The sequence below is a fragment of the Streptomyces sp. SLBN-8D4 genome (assembly GCF_049739545.1).
Taxonomy (GTDB): Bacteria; Actinomycetota; Actinomycetes; order Streptomycetales; family Streptomycetaceae; genus Streptomyces; species Streptomyces canus_C.
This window is the reverse complement of sequence record NZ_JBMGQC010000001.1, coordinates 1,413,906-1,433,528: the sequence shown is the minus strand read 5'-3', so window position 1 is coordinate 1,433,528 and position 19,623 is coordinate 1,413,906. Positions and strand designations below refer to the sequence as shown.

General features: G+C 71.0%; 18 protein-coding genes and 2 pseudogenes. 16 read left to right on the top strand and 4 right to left on the bottom strand.

What is annotated here, in order from left to right; translation table 11 throughout:
- Positions 1 to 137 precede the first annotated feature (137 nt).
- Positions 138 to 1,205 (top strand): WD40/YVTN/BNR-like repeat-containing protein, encoded by a 1,068-nt coding sequence (locus RKD20_RS06685; protein ID WP_424876868.1) that lies wholly within the window; start codon positions 138 to 140, stop codon positions 1,203 to 1,205.
- 50 nt (positions 1,206 to 1,255) lie between these two features.
- Complete coding sequence (locus RKD20_RS06680; RefSeq protein ID WP_020122179.1) at positions 1,256 to 1,585, top strand: hypothetical protein; 330 nt, start codon at positions 1,256 to 1,258, stop codon at positions 1,583 to 1,585.
- A gap of 4 nt (positions 1,586 to 1,589) precedes the next feature.
- Here RKD20_RS06680 and RKD20_RS06675 read toward each other — a convergent pair whose 3' ends face one another.
- The gene (locus RKD20_RS06675; protein ID WP_424876867.1) at positions 1,590 to 1,886 is read right to left on the bottom strand and encodes a YciI family protein; all 297 of its coding nucleotides are present in this window, start codon (positions 1,884 to 1,886) and stop codon (positions 1,590 to 1,592) included.
- 42 nt (positions 1,887 to 1,928) lie between these two features.
- Here RKD20_RS06675 and RKD20_RS06670 point away from each other — a divergent pair.
- Positions 1,929 to 2,625 (top strand): annotated as a pseudogene (locus tag RKD20_RS06670) (endonuclease V).
- Positions 2,626 to 2,709: 84 nt separating this feature from the next.
- The gene (mmpA, locus tag RKD20_RS06665; RefSeq protein ID WP_199790130.1) at positions 2,710 to 2,868 is read left to right on the top strand and encodes a morphogenic membrane protein MmpA; all 159 of its coding nucleotides are present in this window, start codon (positions 2,710 to 2,712) and stop codon (positions 2,866 to 2,868) included.
- 7 nt (positions 2,869 to 2,875) lie between these two features.
- Here the strand turns inward: mmpA and RKD20_RS06660 are convergent, their stop codons facing one another.
- Entirely contained in the window at positions 2,876 to 4,054 is a 1,179-nt protein-coding gene (locus tag RKD20_RS06660) for a saccharopine dehydrogenase family protein (RefSeq protein WP_424876866.1), read from the bottom strand.
- A 227-nt stretch (positions 4,055 to 4,281) separates the two neighbouring features.
- Here RKD20_RS06660 and RKD20_RS06655 point away from each other — a divergent pair, with 227 nt between their 5' ends.
- From RKD20_RS06655 to RKD20_RS06640, 4 genes are read left to right on the top strand one after another with little or no spacing between them, the layout of a single operon-like run.
- The gene (locus RKD20_RS06655) at positions 4,282 to 5,436 is read left to right on the top strand and encodes a CaiB/BaiF CoA transferase family protein (protein WP_424876865.1); all 1,155 of its coding nucleotides are present in this window, start codon (positions 4,282 to 4,284) and stop codon (positions 5,434 to 5,436) included.
- A complete protein-coding gene (locus RKD20_RS06650) occupies positions 5,433 to 6,575 on the top strand; it encodes an acyl-CoA dehydrogenase family protein (RefSeq protein ID WP_424876864.1) in 1,143 nt (380 codons plus the stop codon). The genes RKD20_RS06655 and RKD20_RS06650 overlap by 4 nt, the downstream gene beginning before the upstream one ends.
- A gap of 22 nt (positions 6,576 to 6,597) precedes the next feature.
- Entirely contained in the window at positions 6,598 to 7,812 is a 1,215-nt protein-coding gene (locus tag RKD20_RS06645; RefSeq protein WP_424876863.1) for an acetyl-CoA C-acetyltransferase, read from the top strand.
- A 42-nt stretch (positions 7,813 to 7,854) separates the two neighbouring features.
- Positions 7,855 to 10,050 (top strand): 3-hydroxyacyl-CoA dehydrogenase NAD-binding domain-containing protein, encoded by a 2,196-nt coding sequence (locus RKD20_RS06640; protein WP_424876862.1) that lies wholly within the window; start codon positions 7,855 to 7,857, stop codon positions 10,048 to 10,050.
- Between the two features lie 98 nt (positions 10,051 to 10,148).
- Here RKD20_RS06640 and RKD20_RS06635 read toward each other — a convergent pair whose 3' ends face one another.
- A complete protein-coding gene (locus tag RKD20_RS06635) occupies positions 10,149 to 10,868 on the bottom strand; it encodes a MerR family transcriptional regulator (protein WP_424876861.1) in 720 nt (239 codons plus the stop codon).
- 220 nt (positions 10,869 to 11,088) lie between these two features.
- Between RKD20_RS06635 and RKD20_RS06630 the strand changes: the two genes are divergently transcribed.
- The 6 genes and pseudogenes from RKD20_RS06630 (at position 11,089) to RKD20_RS06605 (ending at position 14,875) form a co-directional block, all read left to right on the top strand.
- Positions 11,089 to 12,555 carry an amino acid permease gene (locus tag RKD20_RS06630; protein ID WP_424876860.1) on the top strand — a complete coding sequence of 489 codons (1,467 nt, stop codon included), beginning with the start codon at positions 11,089 to 11,091 and terminating at the stop codon, positions 12,553 to 12,555.
- A 39-nt stretch (positions 12,556 to 12,594) separates the two neighbouring features.
- Positions 12,595 to 12,792: a hypothetical protein gene (locus tag RKD20_RS06625; protein WP_424876859.1), complete on the top strand. Its 198-nt coding sequence runs from the start codon at positions 12,595 to 12,597 to the stop codon at positions 12,790 to 12,792.
- 1 nt (position 12,793) lies between these two features.
- A complete protein-coding gene (locus tag RKD20_RS06620; RefSeq protein ID WP_424876858.1) occupies positions 12,794 to 13,729 on the top strand; it encodes a PfkB family carbohydrate kinase in 936 nt (311 codons plus the stop codon).
- Positions 13,730 to 13,749: 20 nt separating this feature from the next.
- Complete coding sequence (locus RKD20_RS06615; RefSeq protein ID WP_424876857.1) at positions 13,750 to 13,938, top strand: hypothetical protein; 189 nt, start codon at positions 13,750 to 13,752, stop codon at positions 13,936 to 13,938.
- Between the two features lie 78 nt (positions 13,939 to 14,016).
- A complete protein-coding gene (locus RKD20_RS06610; protein WP_424876856.1) occupies positions 14,017 to 14,163 on the top strand; it encodes a hypothetical protein in 147 nt (48 codons plus the stop codon).
- An 86-nt stretch (positions 14,164 to 14,249) separates the two neighbouring features.
- Positions 14,250 to 14,875 (top strand): annotated as a pseudogene (locus RKD20_RS06605) (DUF6766 family protein).
- A 38-nt stretch (positions 14,876 to 14,913) separates the two neighbouring features.
- Here the strand turns inward: RKD20_RS06605 and RKD20_RS06600 are convergent.
- Positions 14,914 to 16,407: a M1 family metallopeptidase gene (locus tag RKD20_RS06600; protein ID WP_424876855.1), complete on the bottom strand. Its 1,494-nt coding sequence runs from the start codon at positions 16,405 to 16,407 to the stop codon at positions 14,914 to 14,916.
- 161 nt (positions 16,408 to 16,568) lie between these two features.
- On the opposite strand from RKD20_RS06600, the gene RKD20_RS06595 reads away from it, so the two are divergent.
- A complete protein-coding gene (locus RKD20_RS06595) occupies positions 16,569 to 18,545 on the top strand; it encodes a Xaa-Pro dipeptidyl-peptidase (protein ID WP_424876854.1) in 1,977 nt (658 codons plus the stop codon).
- A 241-nt stretch (positions 18,546 to 18,786) separates the two neighbouring features.
- A complete protein-coding gene (locus RKD20_RS06590; RefSeq protein ID WP_424876853.1) occupies positions 18,787 to 19,125 on the top strand; it encodes a hypothetical protein in 339 nt (112 codons plus the stop codon).
- The last annotated feature ends 498 nt before the right edge of the window (positions 19,126 to 19,623 follow it).

The following is a 19,623-nucleotide window of genomic DNA, read 5'->3' as shown; positions in this document are numbered from 1 at the left end:
CCCGAGAGACACTTGTGACACCCCGCGCACCGGTCGGCGGCCGCCCGAGGGCATCTGGACGGCGCCGGGAGCGTGGGCTAGCTTCGCCCGCCATGAGGCGCTTGGGAAACACGCGAGGCAAGAGACCGACGGGCCTGATGAGCCGGACCGTCGCCGCGGGGGCGGCCTGTGCGGCGGCGCTGGCCGTCCTGACCGCAGTACCGGCCGAGGCACATGACCCGGACGGCCGTGCGCCGCGCTGGGAGCTCAAGGACAGCGGCACCCCCGAGGTGCGGTTCCGCGGGCTGTCGGCGGTCAGCCGGGACACCGCCTGGCTGGCCGGCACCCAGGGCACCGTGCTGCGCACCACGGACGGCGGAGCGAGCTGGCGAAACGTCTCGCCGCCCGGTGCCGCCGAGCTCCAGTTCCGGGACATCGAGGCCTTCGACGCGCGCCGGGCGGTGGTGCTGGCCATCGGGGAGGGCGAGGCGTCCCGCGTCTACCGCACCGAGGACGGCGGCGCGACCTGGACCGAGTCCTTCCGCAACACCGACACCAAGGCCTTCTACGACTGCCTCACCTTCTTCGACCACCGCCACGGCCTCGCCATGAGCGACCCGGTGGACGGGAAGTTCCGCATCCTGTCGACCTCCGACGGCGGCCGCTCCTGGAAGGTGCTGCCCGACAAGGGGATGCCGGCCGCGCTCGACGGCGAGGCGGGCTTCGCGGCGAGCGGGCAGTGCCTGGTCAGTTCCGGGCCCCGGGACGTCTGGCTGGCCACCGGCGGGGCGGCACGCGCGCGTGTCCTGCACTCCGCCGACCGGGGCCGCACCTGGACGGCCTCCGAGACGCCGATCCCGGCGGGCGACCCCGCCAAGGGCGTCTTCGCGCTCGCCTTCCGCGACCGCGTCCACGGGCTCGCGGTCGGCGGCGACTACCGACCTGACCAGAGCTCTCCGCAGGCCGCCGCCCGCACCGGTGACGGGGGCGCGACCTGGCGGCCCGCCGCGGCCCCGGTGAACGCCTACCGCTCCGGCGTGGCCTGGCTTCCGCACAGCCGCACCGCGGCCCTCGCGGTCGGCCCTACCGGAACGGACCTCACCAGGGACGGCGGCCGGACCTGGCGGACCGTGGACACCGGCTCGTACGACACCGTCGACTGCACGGTCGACGGCGGCTGCTGGGCGGCCGGGGAGAAGGGACGGGTGGCTCGTCTGGAGGGCTGAGTGGCGGAATGTGGGTACCCGGGCGCCGACGGCGAAAGGAGTGATCCCCCATGCCGGCCGGTTCGAACTCGAAGCGTGAACGCCAGTACGAGCACATCAAGGAGAGCGCGGAAGACCGGGGCGAGAGCACCGGACGGGCCAAGGAGATCGCGGCGCGGACGGTCAACAAGGAACGCGCCCGCTCCGGCGAGTCCAAGACCGCCAGCCGTACCTCGACCAAGGACATGTCCTCCGGCAAGCGGGGCGGCCAGCGGTCGGGCAAGGGCTCGCAGGGGCCGACCTACGACCAGCTGTACGAAGAGGCCAAGCGCAAGGGCGTCAAGGGCCGTTCGGACATGAACAAGAGCCAGCTCCAGCGCGCCCTCGGCAACAAGAGCTGATCCGTCAGCCGGGGATCTCCCGGTACGGCTCCAGCGCCGGAGCCGTCTTCGTCGCGGCGAACTCGGTGACGCGGTACGCGCACACCCCGGCCGTGACGAACGGGTCGCCCGCGGTGATCTCCTCGATCCGCGCACGATCCTCCGCGACGGCGATGATCATCCCGCCGTCGCGGGGGTTCTTGGGCCCGGACGCCAGGAAGACGCCGTGCTCGTACTGCTTTTCCAGCCAGGCGACATGCGCCGGCAGCACGGCGTCCACGGCATCGAGCGGGGCGGTGTAGGTCAGTTCCAGTACGAACATGATCGCGAGCCTACGCCGCCCCGTCGTACGCTCGCTTCCACCATGACGACAGTGGACATCCCCGCGGGCTGGCCCGCCACCGAGGAGCAGGCCCGCGCGGTCCAGGACGAGTTGAGGCCGCGGACGGTCCTCGACGAGCCGGGCCCGCCGCCCGGCACCGGCTATGTCACCGGGGTCGACGTGGCCTACGACGACGACCGGGACGTGGTCGCGGCGGCGGCCGTGGTGCTGGACGCGGCGACCCTTCAGGCCGTGGCCGAGGCGACCGCCGTCGGCCGCATCTCGTTCCCGTACGTCCCCGGCCTGCTCGCCTTCCGCGAGATCCCCACGGTCCTCGCCGCCCTCGACGCCCTGCCGTGTCCGCCCGGCCTTGTCGTCTGCGACGGCTACGGCCGCGCCCACCCCCGCCGCTTCGGTCTCGCGAGCCACCTCGGCGTCCTCAGCGGGCTGCCGACGATCGGGGTCGCCAAGAACCCATTCACTTTCACCTGCGACGATCCCGGCACCCGGCACCCGGCGCGGTGCGTGGTCGCCGTTGCTGGCGGGCCCGGAGGAGGTCGGCCGGGCCCTGCGCACGCGCGAGGCGGTGAAGCCGGTCTTCGTCTCGGTCGGCCACCGCGTGAGCCTGGACAACGCCTGCGCCCACACCCTCGCGCTCACGCCGTCGTACCGGCTGCCGGAGACGACCCGCAGGGCGGACGCGCTGTGCCGGCAGGCGCTGCGGGAGGCGACCTCCTGACAGGTTTCAGGAGAGGTACTGAGTACGTCGTCTGAGTATCTGTACGGATGTGCCCACCCCGGTGTGCTCGGCAGGCTGTTCCGCATGACGACGCACCGCATGGCCCACCGTTCGCCCAAGCCCCTCGCCGACCCGAACCGGCCCGTCGAGCGTGCCGTGACCGCCGCGCTGGTCCTCGGCGTGCTCGCCGGGCTCGGCTGGATCGCGGGGATGATCTACACGGTGGCGGGCTGGTCCTTCTGACGCGGCCTCACCGGGTCGACGCGACCCGGAAGGTGATCCCGGCCCGTCGCAGCCGCTCGATCAGCGCGTCCCCCATCGCCACCGCCGGCGTGACCTGACCGGACGTCTCCGGGAGGTCGTCGAAGGCCAGCGACAGCGCCGACTCGGCGAACATCTTCGCGGTCTCGTCGTACCCCGGGTCGCCGCCCGCGACCTCGGTGAACACCCGCCGGCCACCGCCCTCGCCGACGAAGCGCACCGAGAACCAGCTCTTCGCCCGCTTCTCGGCGCTCGGCCCGTCACCCGGCCTGACCCGGCCGGACAGCCAGCGACGCGCGGGCGGCACCTGAGCCGCCGCGAACAGCGCGCCCACGGCCGCGACCCCGCCCACCGCGACCGGCAGCCGCCGTACCGCCGCGTAGTGGCGGTAGCGGAAGTCCGGGCCGTAGCGCTCCAGGGCCTTCGCCGAGCGCCGGACGATCTGCGCGTCGATGGTAGGCAGCGGCAGCGCCCAGGCGCCGACCTCCTGCGCGTACCGGGGGGTGCCGGTCGGCGCGGCGGCCCGCCGCCCCACCAGGCGCGGCTCGTGCCGGCCGCGGTCCCGGGCGGCGGCGATCATCTGCCGGCCGCGCGCGAACTGGTTGAGAGCGGAGGCGAAGGTCCCGCCGGAGAACATGGCGTCCGCGGTCACGAAGCCGTCGACGGTGAGCGGAACGCCCTCCGGCAGCTGCCGGACCGTGAAGTAGGCCCCCAGATCGTGCGGGACCGAGTCGAACCCGCACGCGTGCACCAGGCGTGCGCCCGTCTCACGCGCGCGTGCGTCGTGCCGGACGTACATCAGGTCCACGAACTCCGGCTCGCCCGAGAGGTCGAGGTAGTCCGTCCCCGCGTCCGCGCAGGCGGCGACCAGCTCCTCGCCGTACGTCAGGTAGGGGCCGACCGTGGTGGCGACCACGCGCGCGTGCTCGGCGAGGGCGCGCAGCGAGTCCGGGTCCGACACGTCGGCCGTGAGGACCCCGATGTCCGTGCCCTCCGGCAGCCGCTCGCGCAGCGCCCTCAGCTTGTCCTCGTTGCGGCCGGCGATCGCCCAGCGCAGATCGTCCGGGCCGTGCGCGGCGAGGTACTGCGCGGTGAGCGCGCCCGCGAAACTCGTCGCCCCGAACAGCACGATGTCGTAGGGACGGTCCGACCTTTTCAGCCTGCTCATGACACTCCTGGATCCGCCGCACGCGCCGTTGTCGGTGGCCGAGGCTAGCGTGAGGAGTGCGGAGCCAGTCGAGGGGGCCGGAGGTTGATGCGGATGGCGAAGCGGGAGAACCGCCGTGACCGGCTCATAATTGGCTAAGCGCTTGCTCGCTCAGGTCTTGTGTCCACTGGAACACGTTCTTAGCATCACTGGTGTTACATCGGTTGTGTCACGCCAATGGGGGCTGCATGACAACGGCAACGACGCCCGGGCACGGCCCGCTCGCCGGCGTGCGCGTGGTGGAGCTCGCCGGCATCGGGCCGGGGCCGTTCGCCGGCATGCTCCTCGCAGACCTGGGAGCCGACGTCGTCCGTGTCTCCCGCCCCGGCGGCGCCGCCCTCTCGATCGACCCCGACCACGACCTCACCAACCGCAACAAGCGCTCGGTCGTCGTCGACCTCAAGGCCCCAGAAGGACCCGCGCGCGTGCTCGACCTCGCCGCCCGCGCCGACATCCTGATCGAGGGCAACCGCCCCGGTGTCGCCGAGCGCCTCGGCGTCGGCCCCGAGGACTGCCACGCACGCAACCCCGCCCTCGTCTACGGCCGTATGACCGGCTGGGGCCAGCAGGGACCGCTGGCCCAGCGCGCCGGGCACGACATCGCCTACATCGCCCTCACCGGCACCCTCGGCATGATCGGCGAACCGGGTCGCCCCCCGGCCGTCCCCGCCAACCTCCTGGGCGACTACGCGGGCGGCTCCCTCTACCTCGTCGTCGGCGTTCTCGCCGCCCTCCACCACGCGCGCGCGACCGGCACCGGACAGGTCGTCGACGCCGCCATCGTCGACGGCACCTCCCACCTCTCCGCGATGATCCACGCCATGACCGCGGCCGGCGGCTGGCAGGACCGGCGCGGCGCCAACCTCCTGGACGGCGGCTGCCCGTACTACGGCACCTACGAGACCGCCGACGGGAAGTACATGGCGGTGGGGGCGCTGGAGCCGCAGTTCTACGACCTGTTCCTCGACCTGCTCGGCGTCCCGGACTTCGCGGACGCCCGCAAGGACTGGACCCGCTGGGGCGACCTGCGCGAGGCGGTCGCGGCCCGCTTCCGCAGCCGTACGAGAGACGAGTGGGCGGCCGTCTTCGAGGGCACCGACGCGTGTGTGGCGCCCGTCCTGTCGCTGCGCGAGGCGCCGCACCACCCGCACCTCGCCGCCCGCGGCACCTTCACGGACCACGGCGGCATCACCCAGCCCGCGCCCGCGCCCCGCTTCTCCGCGACCCCCACGGCCGTGCGCACCGGGCCCGCCCGGGACGGCGCCGACACCGCGGACGTGGCACGAGACTGGGACGTACCGGACCTCGTGCAGGTCCAGGAACTCCGGAAAGGCCCCGAATGAAGCGGCAGCTCTTCGCCCCCGAGCACGACGCCTTCCGCGCGACCGTGCGCGCCTTCCTGGCCAGGGAGGTCCTGCCGTACTACGCGCAGTGGGAGAAGGACGGCATCGTCTCCCGCGAGGCCTGGCGGGCGGCCGGCAAGCAGGGTCTGCTCGGGCTCGCCGTGCCCGAGGAGTTCGGGGGCGGCGGCACGACCGACTTCCGCTACGCGACCGTCCTGGCCGAGGAGTTCACGCGCGCGGGCGCCCCCGGACTCGCCCTGGGCCTGCACAACGACGTCATCGGCCCGTACCTCACCGGCCTCGCCACCGAGGAGCAGAAGCGCCGCTGGCTGCCCGGCTTCTGCGACGGCTCGCTGATCACGGCCATCGCCATGACCGAGCCCGGCGCGGGCTCCGACCTCCAGGGCATCCGCACGCACGCGGAGGATCGGGGCGACCACTGGGTGCTGAACGGCTCCAAGACCTTCATCTCCAACGGGATCATCGCCGACCTGGTGATCGTCGTCGCCAAGACCACCCCCGAGGGCGGGGCCCGCGGGCTGTCGCTGCTGGTCGTCGAGCGCGGCATTGCGGGCTTCGAGCGCGGCCGCAACCTCGACAAGATCGGCCAGAAGGCGCAGGACACCGCCGAGCTGTTCTTCCACGACGTGCGCGTGCCCAAGGAGAACCTCCTCGGCGAGCGCGACGGCGCCTTCGCGCACCTGATGACCAACCTCGCACAGGAGCGCCTGAGCATCGCCGTCGCGGCGATCGCCGCTGCCGAACACCTCCTGGAGATCACCACCGCGTACGTCAAGGAGCGCGAGGCCTTCGGCCGGCCGCTCGCCACCAAGCAGCACATCCGGTTCGAGATAGCCGAGATGGCCACGGAGTGCGCGGTCACGCGGACGTTCGTCGACCGCTGCGTCGAGGACCACTCCGACGGAGGACTGGACGCCGTCCACGCCTCCATGGCCAAGTGGTGGGCGACCGAGCTCCAGAAGCGGGTCGCCGACCGCTGCCTGCAACTGCACGGCGGCTACGGCTACATGAGCGAGTACCCGGTCGCACGGGCCTTCACCGACGGCCGGATCCAGACCATCTACGGCGGCACGACCGAGATCATGAAAGAGATCATCGGCCGTTCCCTGCTGAGCTGACCCTCATTTGAAAGGCTTCCCCGTGAGCACCGAAGCGTACGTGTACGACGCGATCCGCACCCCGCGCGGCCGCGGCAAGGCGAACGGCGCCCTGCACGGCACCAAGCCCATCGACCTGGTCGTGGGACTCATCCACGAGATCCGCGCCCGTTTCCCGGGCCTGGATCCGGCGGCGGTCGACGACATCGTGCTCGGTGTCGTCGGCCCGGTCGGCGACCAGGGCTCCGACATCGCCCGGATCGCCGCCGTCGCCGCCGGACTGCCGGACACGGTCGCGGGCGTCCAGGAGAACCGCTTCTGTGCCTCGGGTCTCGAGGCCGTCAACATGGCTGCCGCCAAGGTGCGTTCGGGCTGGGAGGACCTGGTCCTCGCGGGCGGTGTCGAGTCGATGTCCCGGGTGCCGATGGCCTCCGACGGCGGCGCCTGGTTCAACGACCCGATGACCAACCTCGCCGTCAACTTCGTGCCGCAGGGCATCGGCGCCGACCTGATCGCCACGATCGAGGGATTCTCCCGGCGTGACGTCGACGAGTACGCGGCACTGTCCCAGGAGCGTGCCGCGACGGCCTGGAAGGAGGGCCGCTTCGACCGCTCCGTCGTCCCGGTGAAGGACCGCGCGGGCCTGACCGTCCTCGACCACGACGAGCACCTGCGCCCCGGCACCACCGCCGACTCCCTCGGCAAACTCAAGCCGTCCTTCGCGGACATCGGCGACCTGGGCGGCTTCGACGCCGTGGCCCTGCAGAAGTACCACTGGGTCGAGAGGATCGACCACGTCCACCACGCGGGCAACTCCTCCGGCATCGTCGACGGCGCCTCGCTGGTCGCGATCGGCTCCAAGGAGGTCGGCGAGCGCTACGGCCTCACCCCGCGCGCGCGGATCGTCTCCGCCGCGGTCTCCGGCTCCGAGCCCACCATCATGCTCACCGGCCCCGCGCCCGCCACCCGCAAGGCGCTCGCCAAGGCCGGGCTGACCATCGACGACATCGACCTCGTCGAGATCAACGAGGCCTTCGCGGCGGTCGTCCTGCGCTTCGTCAGGGACATGGGCCTCTCGCTGGACAAGGTCAACGTCAACGGCGGCGCGATCGCCCTCGGCCACCCGCTCGGCGCCACCGGCGCCATGATCCTGGGCAGCCTGATCGACGAACTGGAGCGCCAGGACAAGCGGTACGGCCTCGCGACCCTCTGTGTCGGCGGCGGCATGGGCATCGCCACCGTCGTCGAGCGCATCTGACCCCCTCCCACGGATACGACGGATCACACGGAGCACTTCCACATGAGCACTCAGTCCACGACCATCCGCTGGGAACAGGACCGCACGGGCGTCGTCACCCTCGTCATCGACGACCCGAACCAGTCCGCGAACACCATGAACCAGGCGTTCCGCGACTCCCTCGCGGTGATCACCGACCGCCTGGAGGCCGAGAAGGACACCATCCGCGGTGTCATCATCACCTCCGCCAAGAAGACCTTCTTCGCGGGCGGCGACCTGCGCGACCTGATCCGGGTCACCCCCGGGACCGCGCAGGAGCTCTTCGACGGCGGCCTCGCGATCAAGCGCGACCTGCGCCGCATCGAGACCCTGGGCAAGCCGGTCGTCGCCGCCATCAACGGAGCGGCCCTCGGCGGCGGTTACGAGATCGCCCTGGCCTGCCACCACCGCATCGCCCTCGACGCGCCCGGCTCCAAGATCGGCTGCCCCGAGGTCACCCTCGGCCTGCTGCCCGGTGGCGGGGGAGTGGTGCGCACCGTCCGGCTGCTCGGCATCGCCGACGCGCTGCTGAAGGTGCTGCTCCAGGGCACGCAATACGCCCCGCAGCGCGCCCTGCAGAACGGCCTCGTCGACGACGTGGCCACCACACAGGACGAACTCCTCGCCAAGGCCCGCGCGTTCATCGAGGCCAACCCCGAGTCCCAGCAGCCCTGGGACAAGCCCGGCTACCGCATCCCCGGCGGCACGCCCTCCAACCCGAAGTTCGCGGCGAACCTGCCCGCCTTCCCGGCGAACCTCCGCAAGCAGACCAACGGCGCGCCCTACCCGGCCCCGCGCAACATCCTCGCGGCCGCGGTGGAGGGCGCCCAGGTCGACTTCGAGACCGCGCAGGTCATCGAGGCGCGTTACTTCGTCGAGCTGGCCGCCGGCCAGATCTCGAAGAACATGATCCAGGCGTTCTTCTTCGACCTCCAGGCGGTGAACTCCGGCGCGAACCGCCCCAAGGGCGTGGCACCCCGCCAGGTCCGCAAGGTGGCCGTGCTCGGCGCCGGGATGATGGGCGCCGGCATCGCGTACTCGTGCGCCCGCGCGGGCATCGACGTGGTCCTCAAGGACGTGTCCCTGCAGGCGGCGGCCAAGGGCAAGGCCTACTCGGAGAAGCTCTGCGCGAAGGCGGTCTCCCGAGGCCGTACGACGCAGGAGAAGGCGGACGCGCTCCTGGCCCGCATCACCCCGACCGCGGACCCGCAGGACCTGGCCGGCTGCGACGCCGTCATCGAGGCCGTCTTCGAGGACACGTCGCTCAAGCACAAGGTCTTCCAGGAGATCCAGCACATCGTCGAGCCGGACGCACTGCTGTGCTCCAACACCTCGACGCTTCCCATCACCGCTCTCGCCGAAGGGGTGGAGCGCCAGAGCGACTTCATCGGCCTGCACTTCTTCTCACCGGTCGACAAGATGCCGCTGGTCGAGATCATCAAGGGCGAGCGCACGGGCGAGGAAGCCCTCGCGAGGGCCTTCGACCTGGTGCGGCAGATCAACAAGACCCCGATCGTGGTGAACGACTCCCGCGGGTTCTTCACCTCCCGCGTGATCGGCCAGTTCCTCAACGAGGGCGTCGCGATGGTCGGCGAGGGCATCGAGCCCGCGTCGATCGAACAGGCCGCGGCGCAGGCGGGCTACCCGGCCAAGGTCCTCTCCCTGATGGACGAACTGACGCTGACGCTCCCGCGCAAGATCCGCAAGGAGACGAAGCAGGCGGTGGAGGAGGCGGGCGGCACCTGGACGCCCCACCCCGCCGAGGCGGTCATCGACCGCATGGTCGACGAGTTCGGCCGCACCGGCCGCAGCGGGGGCGGCGGCTTCTACGACTACGGCGACGACGGCAGGCGCTCCGCCCTGTGGACCGGTCTCCGCGAACACTTCACCCGCCCCGGCACGGAGATCCCCTTCCAGGACATGCAGGAACGCATGCTCTTCGCCGAGGCCCTGGACAGCGTCAAGCTCCTGGAGGAGGGAGTCCTCACCTCGGTCGCCGACGCCAACATCGGCTCCATCTTCGGTATCGGCTTCCCGGGCTGGACGGGCGGTGTCCTCCAGTACATCAACGGCTACGACGGCGGCGCCGGGGCAGGTGTCGGCCTGCCGGGCTTCGTGGCACGCGCGCGTGAGCTGGCGGACCGGTACGGAGAGCGCTTCACGCCTCCGGCGCTGCTGGTCGAGAAGGCGGAGAACGGAGGCCGTTTCGGGGACGAGTGAGGCGAACGCCAGGAACGCCGGGCGGGGCTGTGCCGACCCGCCCGGCGTCCGCGGTGGTGCGGGCGTCAGAGGGCCCCGCTCTCAGGAGGCCCCCACCCTCAGGGGGCCCCGCCCACCTCTGACGTCCACTCCCGCAGCTCCTCCTTCAGGGACCGCTGAAAGGTCGTCAACAGGGCCTGCACGACCAGGGGTTCCATGTGTGCCGACAACGACTTCACGTCCTGCGCGTCGCGTTGGGCCACCTCGCCCCGGAACAGCTGCGACAACTCGTGCGCGGCGGACCGGGAGTGCTCGATGAGGACCTTCCGCGAGGCGAGGATCGCCTCCTGCGACAGGGGGACGTCGAGCAGCGCGACGCCGAGCCGGAGCAGGCCCAGGTCGACTCGGTAGCCGTCGCCGTCCCGCCGTACGACGTCCATCGCGGCGAGCCGCTCCAGGTCGTCGTCGCTCAGTGCCCGCCCCGCCCGCCGCCGCAGCTCCTCGCGGGTCACCCGCTCCACGACGTCCGGGGCCCAGGAGGCCACCACCGCCCGGTGGATCGCGAGGTCGTGTGCGCTCAGCTCGGCCGGCAGCTGCTGCATGTACCGCTCGATCGCCGCCAGCGTCATCCCCTGGTGCTGGAGCTCCTCGATCAGCGCGAGACGCGCGAGGTGCTCGCGGCCGTAGTGGCCGACCCGGCGCGGACCGATCACCGGCGGCGGCAGCAGCCCTCGCGTGCCGTAGAAGCGGACCGTGCGGACCGTGACCCCCGCCCGCGCGGCCAGCTCGTCGACGGTGAGGGTCGGCTCCTCGGCAACGGGGGAGGGGTCGGTCGTCATGTGCAGCAGTATCGCTGTCTCACCACTGCTGTGACACCCGGTCGGCAGACCCTTTCCGATCATGTCGGCCGCCGACCGCTGTGACGACCGCCACCGCGTGAGGGGTCGTTTCCGGGGCATGCGCCCTCTCGGCCTGTGCCTGTCACCAGGAGGTGCGGGCCGACGCACGTCCGGAAACCCGAGCGGGACCCGCCGGGGCGCACCAGAGAGTGGATCCACCGTGAGCAAGGACGCCGTGCACTCGGCACAGGCCGCCTCCCGCACCGACGTGGCCCAGGTGCCCGCCGACGCGGGCGACGCCGGCTACAGCAAGGACCTCAAGGCCCGCCATGTCAACATGATCGCCATCGGCGGCGCGATCGGCACCGGTCTCTTCCTGGGGGCCGGAGGGCGTCTCCACACGGCGGGTCCGGCGCTGGCGCTGGCCTACCTGGTCTGCGGCATCTTCGCCTTCTTCGTCGTCCGCGCCCTGGGCGAGCTGGTCCTGTACCGCCCCTCCTCGGGCTCCTTCGTGTCGTACGCGCGCGAGTTCCTCGGGGAGAAGGGCGCGTACGTCGCCGGCTGGATGTACTTCCTGAACTGGTCGACGACCGGCATCGCCGACATCACCGCGATCGCGCTCTACACGCACTACTGGAGCCTGTTCACCCACATCCCGCAGTGGACGCTGGCCCTGATCGCGCTGGCCGTGGTCCTCGCCGTGAACCTGATCTCGGTGAAGATCTTCGGCGAGATGGAGTTCTGGTTCGCGATCATCAAGGTCGCCACGCTCGTCGGCTTCATGCTGATCGGCATCTTCCTGCTGGCCACCCAGCACGAGGTGGGCGGTCGGACGCCCGGTGTGTCGGTGATCTCGGACAACGGCGGCGTCGTCCCGCACGGCGTGATGCCGGTCGTCCTCGTCATGCAGGGCGTCATCTTCGCGTACGCCGCCCTCGAACTGGTCGGTGTCGCGGCGGGCGAGACCGCGGAGCCGGAGAAGGTGGTCCCGCGCGCGGTGAACTCGATCATGTGGCGGGTGGGCCTGTTCTACGTGGGCTCGGTGGTTCTCCTGGCCCTGCTCCTGCCGGGGTCGGTCTACTCGGCCGACCAGAGCCCGTTCGTCACGGTCCTGTCGAAGATCGGGGTCCCGGCGGCCGGTGACGTGATGAACCTCGTCGTCCTGACGGCGGCGATGTCCTCGCTGAACTCCGGGCTGTACTCCACGGGCCGCATCCTGCGCTCGATGGCGACGGCGGGCTCGGCCCCGAAGTTCACGGCCCGGATGAACCGCAGCCAGGTCCCCTACGGCGGCATCCTGCTCACGTGCGCGGTCTGCGTCCTCGGTGTGGTCCTGAACTACCTCATGCCGAGCCAGGCCTTCGAGATCGTCCTGAACGTCGCCTCCCTCGGCGTCATCAGCACCTGGGTGATCATCATGGTGTGCCACCTGGTCTTCGTCCGCCGCGCACGTTCGGGCCTGCTCACCCGCCCCTCCTTCCGGCTCCCGTTCAGCCCGGCCACCGAGATCACCACGATCGCCTTCCTCCTGGCCTGCCTGGGCATGATGTGGAAGGACCCCGAGGTCGGCCGCAGGACGCTGCTGCTCATCCCGGTGATCGCGGTACTCCTGGTGGGCGGCTGGTTCGGTATCCGCCGCAGGGTGGAACGGACCACGGACCGCGAACTGACCGAGTTCACGGACTGACGAGCAGCCACTGTCAGTGGTGGCCTTTACGGTGGCGCCATGGGGGAGATCAAGTACGACATCATGTCGACAGGCGGCGAGGGACGCGCCCCGCAGGGGCGCGGGGAACTGCGCGACCAGCCACAGCCGGCCCGCAGCTGCCCCATGCCTGGGGGCCTACGGGAGAGAGCAAGCGACACACCCAGCGGAGCGACGCGCGACCTCTCCGTCACCGTCTACGACCACGGGGAGGACTGACGTGAGCCGGGACATCGACGTGCTCGTGCTGGGCGGGGCCGGGGTGGACACCATCGTGTACGTCCCCGAGCTGCCCCTGCCCTACGCCGACAGCTACATGATCGACTCCGGCATCCGCACCCGCGCCGGACAGACCGGGGACTTCGTCGCCGTGGGCCTCGCCGCCCTCGGCATGAACACCCACCACCTCGACTTCCTCGGCGACGACCCCGAGGGCGAGCTGGTCCGCACCCTGCACCGCGACCGCGGCATCGCGCTCACCGCCGTACCCCAGCCCGCCGGCACCAAGCGGGCGGTCAACCTCGTCGGCCCCGACGGCAGGCGCCTGTCCCTGTACGACACCAGCCGTGCCCACGCAGACGACCGCATCCCGCCGGACACCCTGCGGCCCGTCGCCGAGGCGAGCCGCCATGTCCACATCTCGATCACCCACCCCTGCGCCCACGCCCTCCCCGTCCTCCAGGACACCGGGGCCACCCTCTCCACCGACCTCCACGACTGGGACGGCGAGAACCCCTACCACGAGCCGTTCGCCCTCACCGCCGACGTGGTCTTCCTGTCCGCGGCCGCCCTCACCGACCCCGAGCGCACCCTGCGCGACATCGCCGCACGCGGCCGTGCCGAGGTGGTCGTCGCCACCGCCGGCGCCGAGGGCTCGTACCTTCTCGCCGAGGACGAGCTGACCCACGTCCCGCCGGTCACGCCACCCGCCCCCGTGATCGACTCCAACGGCGCCGGTGACGCCTTCGCCGCCGCCTTCCTCTTCGGCCGCCTGACCGGCGAGCCCCCGCACCGGTGCGCCCTGTACGGCGCGGTGGCCAGCGCCCACGCCTGCACCGTGCCGTCGACGCGGACGGACGCGATCACCAGGGACGTCCTCCTCGCCCGCGTGGCAGATCTCTTGAACCGGGAGGATCCGGGTACCCGGGCCGGGTGAGAGAGCCGCACCGGAACCGGATGCGCACATCGCACCGGATCAGCGCGCTGATGTGCCTGGCCCTGCTGGGACTGGTCCTCTCGGGCTGCGGCAGCGTCGGAGAGCGCCGTTCGGACGCCGAGACCGCGGCCACCGGATTCGAGCGGCTTCTGCGTGCCGACGATCCGACCGGACTGCGCACCGCACTCGCGCCGGAAACCCGCAGCTAACTGGAGGAGTCCGACAAGGCTGGTTGCGAGAAGGCGATCTCCTCCCAGGAGATTCCCCCCGGCGGCACCACCCACCGAGTGGACCTCTACGGCAGACAGGCCCGCATCGTCCTGGCCAGGGACACCCTCTTCCTCTCCCTGTTCCCCGACGGCTGGAAAGTCGTCGCGGCCGGCTGCAGCCCGCAGCCGGGGCGGCCGTACCAGTGCGCGATCAGGGGAGGCTGACGGCACACGCGGACCATGTTCACGCTCTGCCTGGCCGTCGTCCTCAGCGGCCTCGTCTACTTCACCGTCGTGGGGCTGATGCACCGATGACCACACGCCCCCGGACGACCACCCGCACCCGCGGCTTCCTGCGCGACAACGGCCTCGGCCTTGCCTTCGGCATCGGATTCCTGGTGGCCCTCGCCGGACGGGCGATCGCGGGGTACGCGGACTTCAACAACCAGCTCACCACCGAGGGACTCGCCCAGGTCGGCTTCGGCGACTACCTCATGTCCTCGGACTTCGCGGTCGACGTGACGGAGAACTGGCAGTCGGAGTACCTCCAGTTCTTCCTCTACATCACGGCCACTGTCTGGCTCCTCCAGCGCGGCTCACCCGAGCCCACCGGAACTCCCCGCGATGGGCCGCTGCCGGCGGACTGCGCCAGGGCCTCTACTCCCGCTCCCTCGGGCTGGTGGTGGGCGCCATCTTCGTCTTCTCCTGGCTGGCCCAGTCGATCGGCGGCGTCGCCGCCTACAACGAGGGGCAACCGCGGCAGTTCCAGGCCCCCATGAGCTGGGGCGGCTACATCGGCTCCGCGGACTTCCGGAGCCGCACCCTGCGGAACTGGCAGTCCGAACTCCTCGCCGTGGCCTCGATGGCCATCCTCTCCGTCTACCTCCGACAGCGCGGCTCACCGGAGTCCAAACCGGTCGGAGCGGCCCACACCTAGACGGGCGTCGAGGGACAGGCCGCCCCACCCCACGACCCTCAGTGGCCGTGTACCTCGTTCGTCGCGGCGATCCTCTTCCACGACTTCGGCTGTACGGGAGCCTCCGCGGCCCTCGCGATCGACACGCCCCGAGCCGCGGGCGACCCCGGCCTCGACGGCTGGAACAGCCACGTGTCGAACAGCGCGGCCAGCGGCTGCCCCGACACCTCCTCGGCGTACCTCTGGAAGTCGGCGACCGACGCGTTGCCGTAGGCGTACTTCTGCGGCCAGCCCTTCAGCACCGCGAAGAACGCCTCGTCGCCGATCTCGTTCCGCAGCGCCTGAAGGGCCAGCGCGCCCCGGTCGTAGACGGCGATGTCGAACTGGTTCTCCGGCCCGGGGTCACCCGGCCTGACCGTCCAGAACGTGTCGTCGGCCGGATGCGAGGCGTACACGTAGTCGGCGAGCTCCTGCGCGGTCCCCTCGTCCTCGTGCTCGGACCACAGCCACTGTGCGTACCGGGCGAAGCCCTCGTTGATCCAGATGTCCTTCCAGCCGTGCACGGACACCAGGTCGCCGTACCACTGGTGGGCCAACTCGTGGACGACCACGGAGGTGTTGGACCCGTTCGCGAACTGCCGCGGGCTGTAGAAGGGCCGGGTCTGCGTCTCCAGCGCGTAACCGGTGTTCGTGTTCGGCACATAGCCGCCGAGCGCGTCGAAGGGATACGGCCCGAAGTAGCCGCTCAGCCAGTCGGCGATCTCCCCGGTCCGCTCGACGCTGGCGCGCGCGGCGCCGTAGTTGGCCCCGAGGTCCTTGCTGTAGGCGTTGACGACCGGAATCCCGCCGTCGGTCGTCCCGGTCGTGAGGTCGAAGCGGCCGACGGCGAGCGTCGCGAGATAGGTGGCCTGCGGCTTGTCGGAGCGCCAGTTCCAGCGGGTCCAGCCGAGGCGTGAACTCGTCGACTGGAGCGTGCCGTTGGAGATGGCCTGGCTGCCGTCCGGCACCAGGACCGACACGTCGTAGGTGGCCTTGTCGAGCGGGTGGTCGTTGCTCGGGAACCACCACCAGGCCGCCTCGGGCTCGTTCGCCCCGACCCCGCCGTCCGGAGCGCGGTGCCAGCTGGTGAAGCCGTACGCCTGCTTCGACGAGGGCACTCCGCTGTAGCGGACCACCACCGTCACGGAAGTGCCCTTTGCCAGCGGCGACTTCGGTGTGACTTCCAGCTCGTGCTCGCCCGAGGTGGTGAACAACGCCTTCGCGCCGTTGACCCGGACTTCGCTCACGTCGAGGAGAAAGTCCAGATCGAAGCGGGAGAGGTCCTGCGTGGTGCGGGCCAGGAGGGTGGCGGTGCCCTCCAGTTCGTCCGTGGCCGGCTGGTACTTCAGCCGCAGGTCGTAGTGGGAGACGTCGTATCCGCCGTTGCCGTAGTCCGGGTAGTAGGGGTCGCCGATGCCCGGAGCGCCGGGGGAGAAGCCCGCCGCCGACGCCGGGATCGCCAGCATCAGGGAGGCCGCCGCGAATGCGCCCGGTGCGATGAGTCTGCGGTGCACGAATGCTCCAAGTCGTAGGGGCACGAGGTCTGTTCGCAGCCTATTCACCACCTGTGAGCCGGATGTGTCCACGGCCACCCCTGTCACACGATCGCCATTCGGTCGTCGCGGACTCAAGGGGCCCTCTTTTGCACGGGAGTTGACCGCAGTACCGTCCGCGCATGTCGATACGCACGCGCTTCATGATCTGGAGACCGCTCGCGACCGCCGCCGCGGCCACCGCCGCCCTGCTGGCGACCTTCCTCGCACCCGCGACCGCACAGGCACAGGCCCAGTCGGCCCCGCGGGAGAGCCAACCGATCTACTCGTACGAGAACGCCGTCCGCGAGGCCGTCTGGGTGGACACCCGGCTCGACGGCGACGGAGACGGAAGGACCGACCGCGTCGCCGTCGACATCGTCCGGCCCCGCGAAGCAGCCCAGAAGGGCCGCAAGGTCCCGGTCATCATGGACGCCAGCCCCTACTACTCCTGCTGCGGACGCGGCAACGAGAGCCAGCTGAAGACGTACGACGCCAACGGCGATGTCGTCCAGATGCCGCTGTTCTACGACAACTACTTCGTGCCCCGCGGCTACGCCTTCGTCGGCGTCGACCTCGCCGGCACCAACCGCTCCGACGGCTGTGTGGACGTCGGCGGCCGCTCCGACGTCCAGTCGGCGAAAGCGGTGGTCGACTGGCTGAACGGCCGGGCCACGGCCTACACGAGCCGCACCGGCACCGCGAAGACCAAAGCCACCTGGACCAACGGCAGAACCGGCATGATCGGCAAGAGCTGGGACGGCACCATCGCCAACGGCGTCGCCGCCACCGGCGTCAAGGGCCTGAAGACCATCGTCCCGATCAGCGCCATCTCCACCTGGTACGACTACTACTTCGCTCAGGGCGCCCCGCTCTACGACTCCGGCCCCGACTGGCTGTCCGACTACGTCGACAGCCCCGACGCCCGCGCCAAGTGCGCCGCCGTCCAGCACAAGCTCGTCGACCAGGCGCCCCGCACCGGCGACCGGACCCCGCTGTGGACCGAACGCGACTACGTGAAGGACGCGAAGAAGGTAAAGGCCAGCGTCTTCCTCGTGCACGGCATGCAGGACCTCAACGTCCGTCTCCAGCACGTCGGTCCGTGGTGGGACGCCCTCGCGAAGAACGGCGTCGAGGGCAAGATCTGGCTCTCCCAGACCGGCCACGTCGACCCCTTCGACTTCCGGCGCACGGCATGGGTCGACACCCTGCACCGCTGGTTCGACCACGAACTCCTCGGCTACGACAACGGCATCGACCGCGAGCCCATGGCCGACATCGAACGCCACCCCGACCAGTGGGTCACCTCGAAGTCCTGGCCCCCGCGCGGCACTTCGTCGGCCACCTTGCGCCCCGCCCAGGGTGCCCGGTCGGGCGTCGGCACCCTCGGCCTCGCCAAGGCCAAGGGCACCGAGACCTTCACCGACGACCCGGCGCTGAGCGAGACCGACTGGGCCGCCCGGATCGACACGTCCACCCCCGACAAGGCGGGCTTCACCACGGGCACCCTCACCAAGGACCTCCGCCTGTCCGGCCCTTCCAAGGTCACGGTCACGGCGACCCCGACCACCCCCACGGCCCACCTCTCCGCCGTGCTCGTGGACCTCGGCCCCGACACCATCCGCGACTACGCGGCCAGTGGGGAAGGCATCACCACGCTCACGAACCGCACCTGCTGGGGCGCCGGCACCACCGGTGACAGCGCCTGCTTCAAGGAGACAAAGGCCAGGACCACGGCCGTCGACTACACGGTGGTCAGCCGCGGCTGGGCCGACCTCGGCACCTACGCCGACGCCGGGAAGGGCGTCCCGCTCACCCCGGGCAAGGCCTACACCATCACCCTCGACCTCGGCGCCACGGACCACGTCGTCCCGGCGGGCCACCGCCTCGCCCTGATCGTCGCGGGCACCGACAAGGACCTCATCGACCCGCCGTCCACCAAGCCCACCCTGACGATCGACCTGGCCCGCACCTCGGCCCGCGTCCCGCTGGTCGGCGGCGCCTCCGCCTTCGCGCACGCCACGAAGGGCGCCGGGACCGCCGTACCCCATCGGGCGGCAGCCCTCGACGGCGTGCGGGCACCGCGCGCCGCGCACCGCGTCCCGGAGGGAGGACGATGATCCGAGCCGTCACCGCGAGCGTGGCTGCCGGGGCCGCATCCCTGATCGCGACGCCGGGCGAGTCCACGGAAGCCACCGAGGCCGCAAGTGGTTGTCCGATGGGTTCCCCGAACGTCCTCACCCTGACGTAGCCGCATCTCAGCAGGTCCACGGTCTGTACCGGGGAGTCACTCGTTCATGTGGGATCTCCGCTGTTACTGGCGGATTCTGCGAGTGATCCCCCTAATGTGCCGGTTCGTGGATGAAACCAGAAGTCGTCGGCTGTCGCTGGTCCCGCACGGCAGCTGCACCGAGTGAGGCGCGTCCGCCAGGGGAGGGTCTGGCGGACGTACTCACGCTGCAGCGGCGGGCCGCCGCGATCTCGGACAGCGCGGACGAGATCGCGGCCTTCCAGGACGCCGTGGCCGAGTACACCTGGGCACGGGACGTGGCCGGGCTCGCGGCGACGACGCTGGGCAAGCTCACGAAGCCGGTCATCGAGCTCTGCGACGTCTACGAGATCCTGCGGCGGTTCGGGGCGGCCGTCGAGTCGCCGGTCGATCCCTTCAACCGTCCGCGCCACCGGGCGAGTACGGCTTGAGGATCCCGCCCTCGAAGCGGGCGATGACAGAGTTCTTCGCCTCCTGGCGCGAGGCATTACCGGACGCCCGCAAGTATTCGGTGGCCGTGCGTGACTACTGCATGGCGAAGATCTCCTACATCTCCGGCGTCCGGGCCACCGAGCTGTGCACAGTGCGCATCGGCGGCATCCACTGGGAGTTGGGCCAGTGGGGACGTTTCGTCGTCCAGGGCAAAGGCGCCAGAGGCTCCGGGCCGCGTGAACGCGAGGCGTTTCCGTTCGCGGAGGGCCGTGAACTTCTGTGGTGGTACGTCGAGGAGATCCGCGGTGAGTCCGCCGACGACCCGTCCGATCCGTGTGCTCCGGTGTGGCCCTCGGAACGGCTGCCGACCGCTGTCGCCTCCCTCGATCTCCCGGTCGCGCGGGCTGTCGGCCCGGACGCCTTCCGCCGGTCCTTGAAGGCCGCCTCGAAACCGCATCCGTCGGGCCCGGTCACCGAGCTTCATCCACATCTCCTGC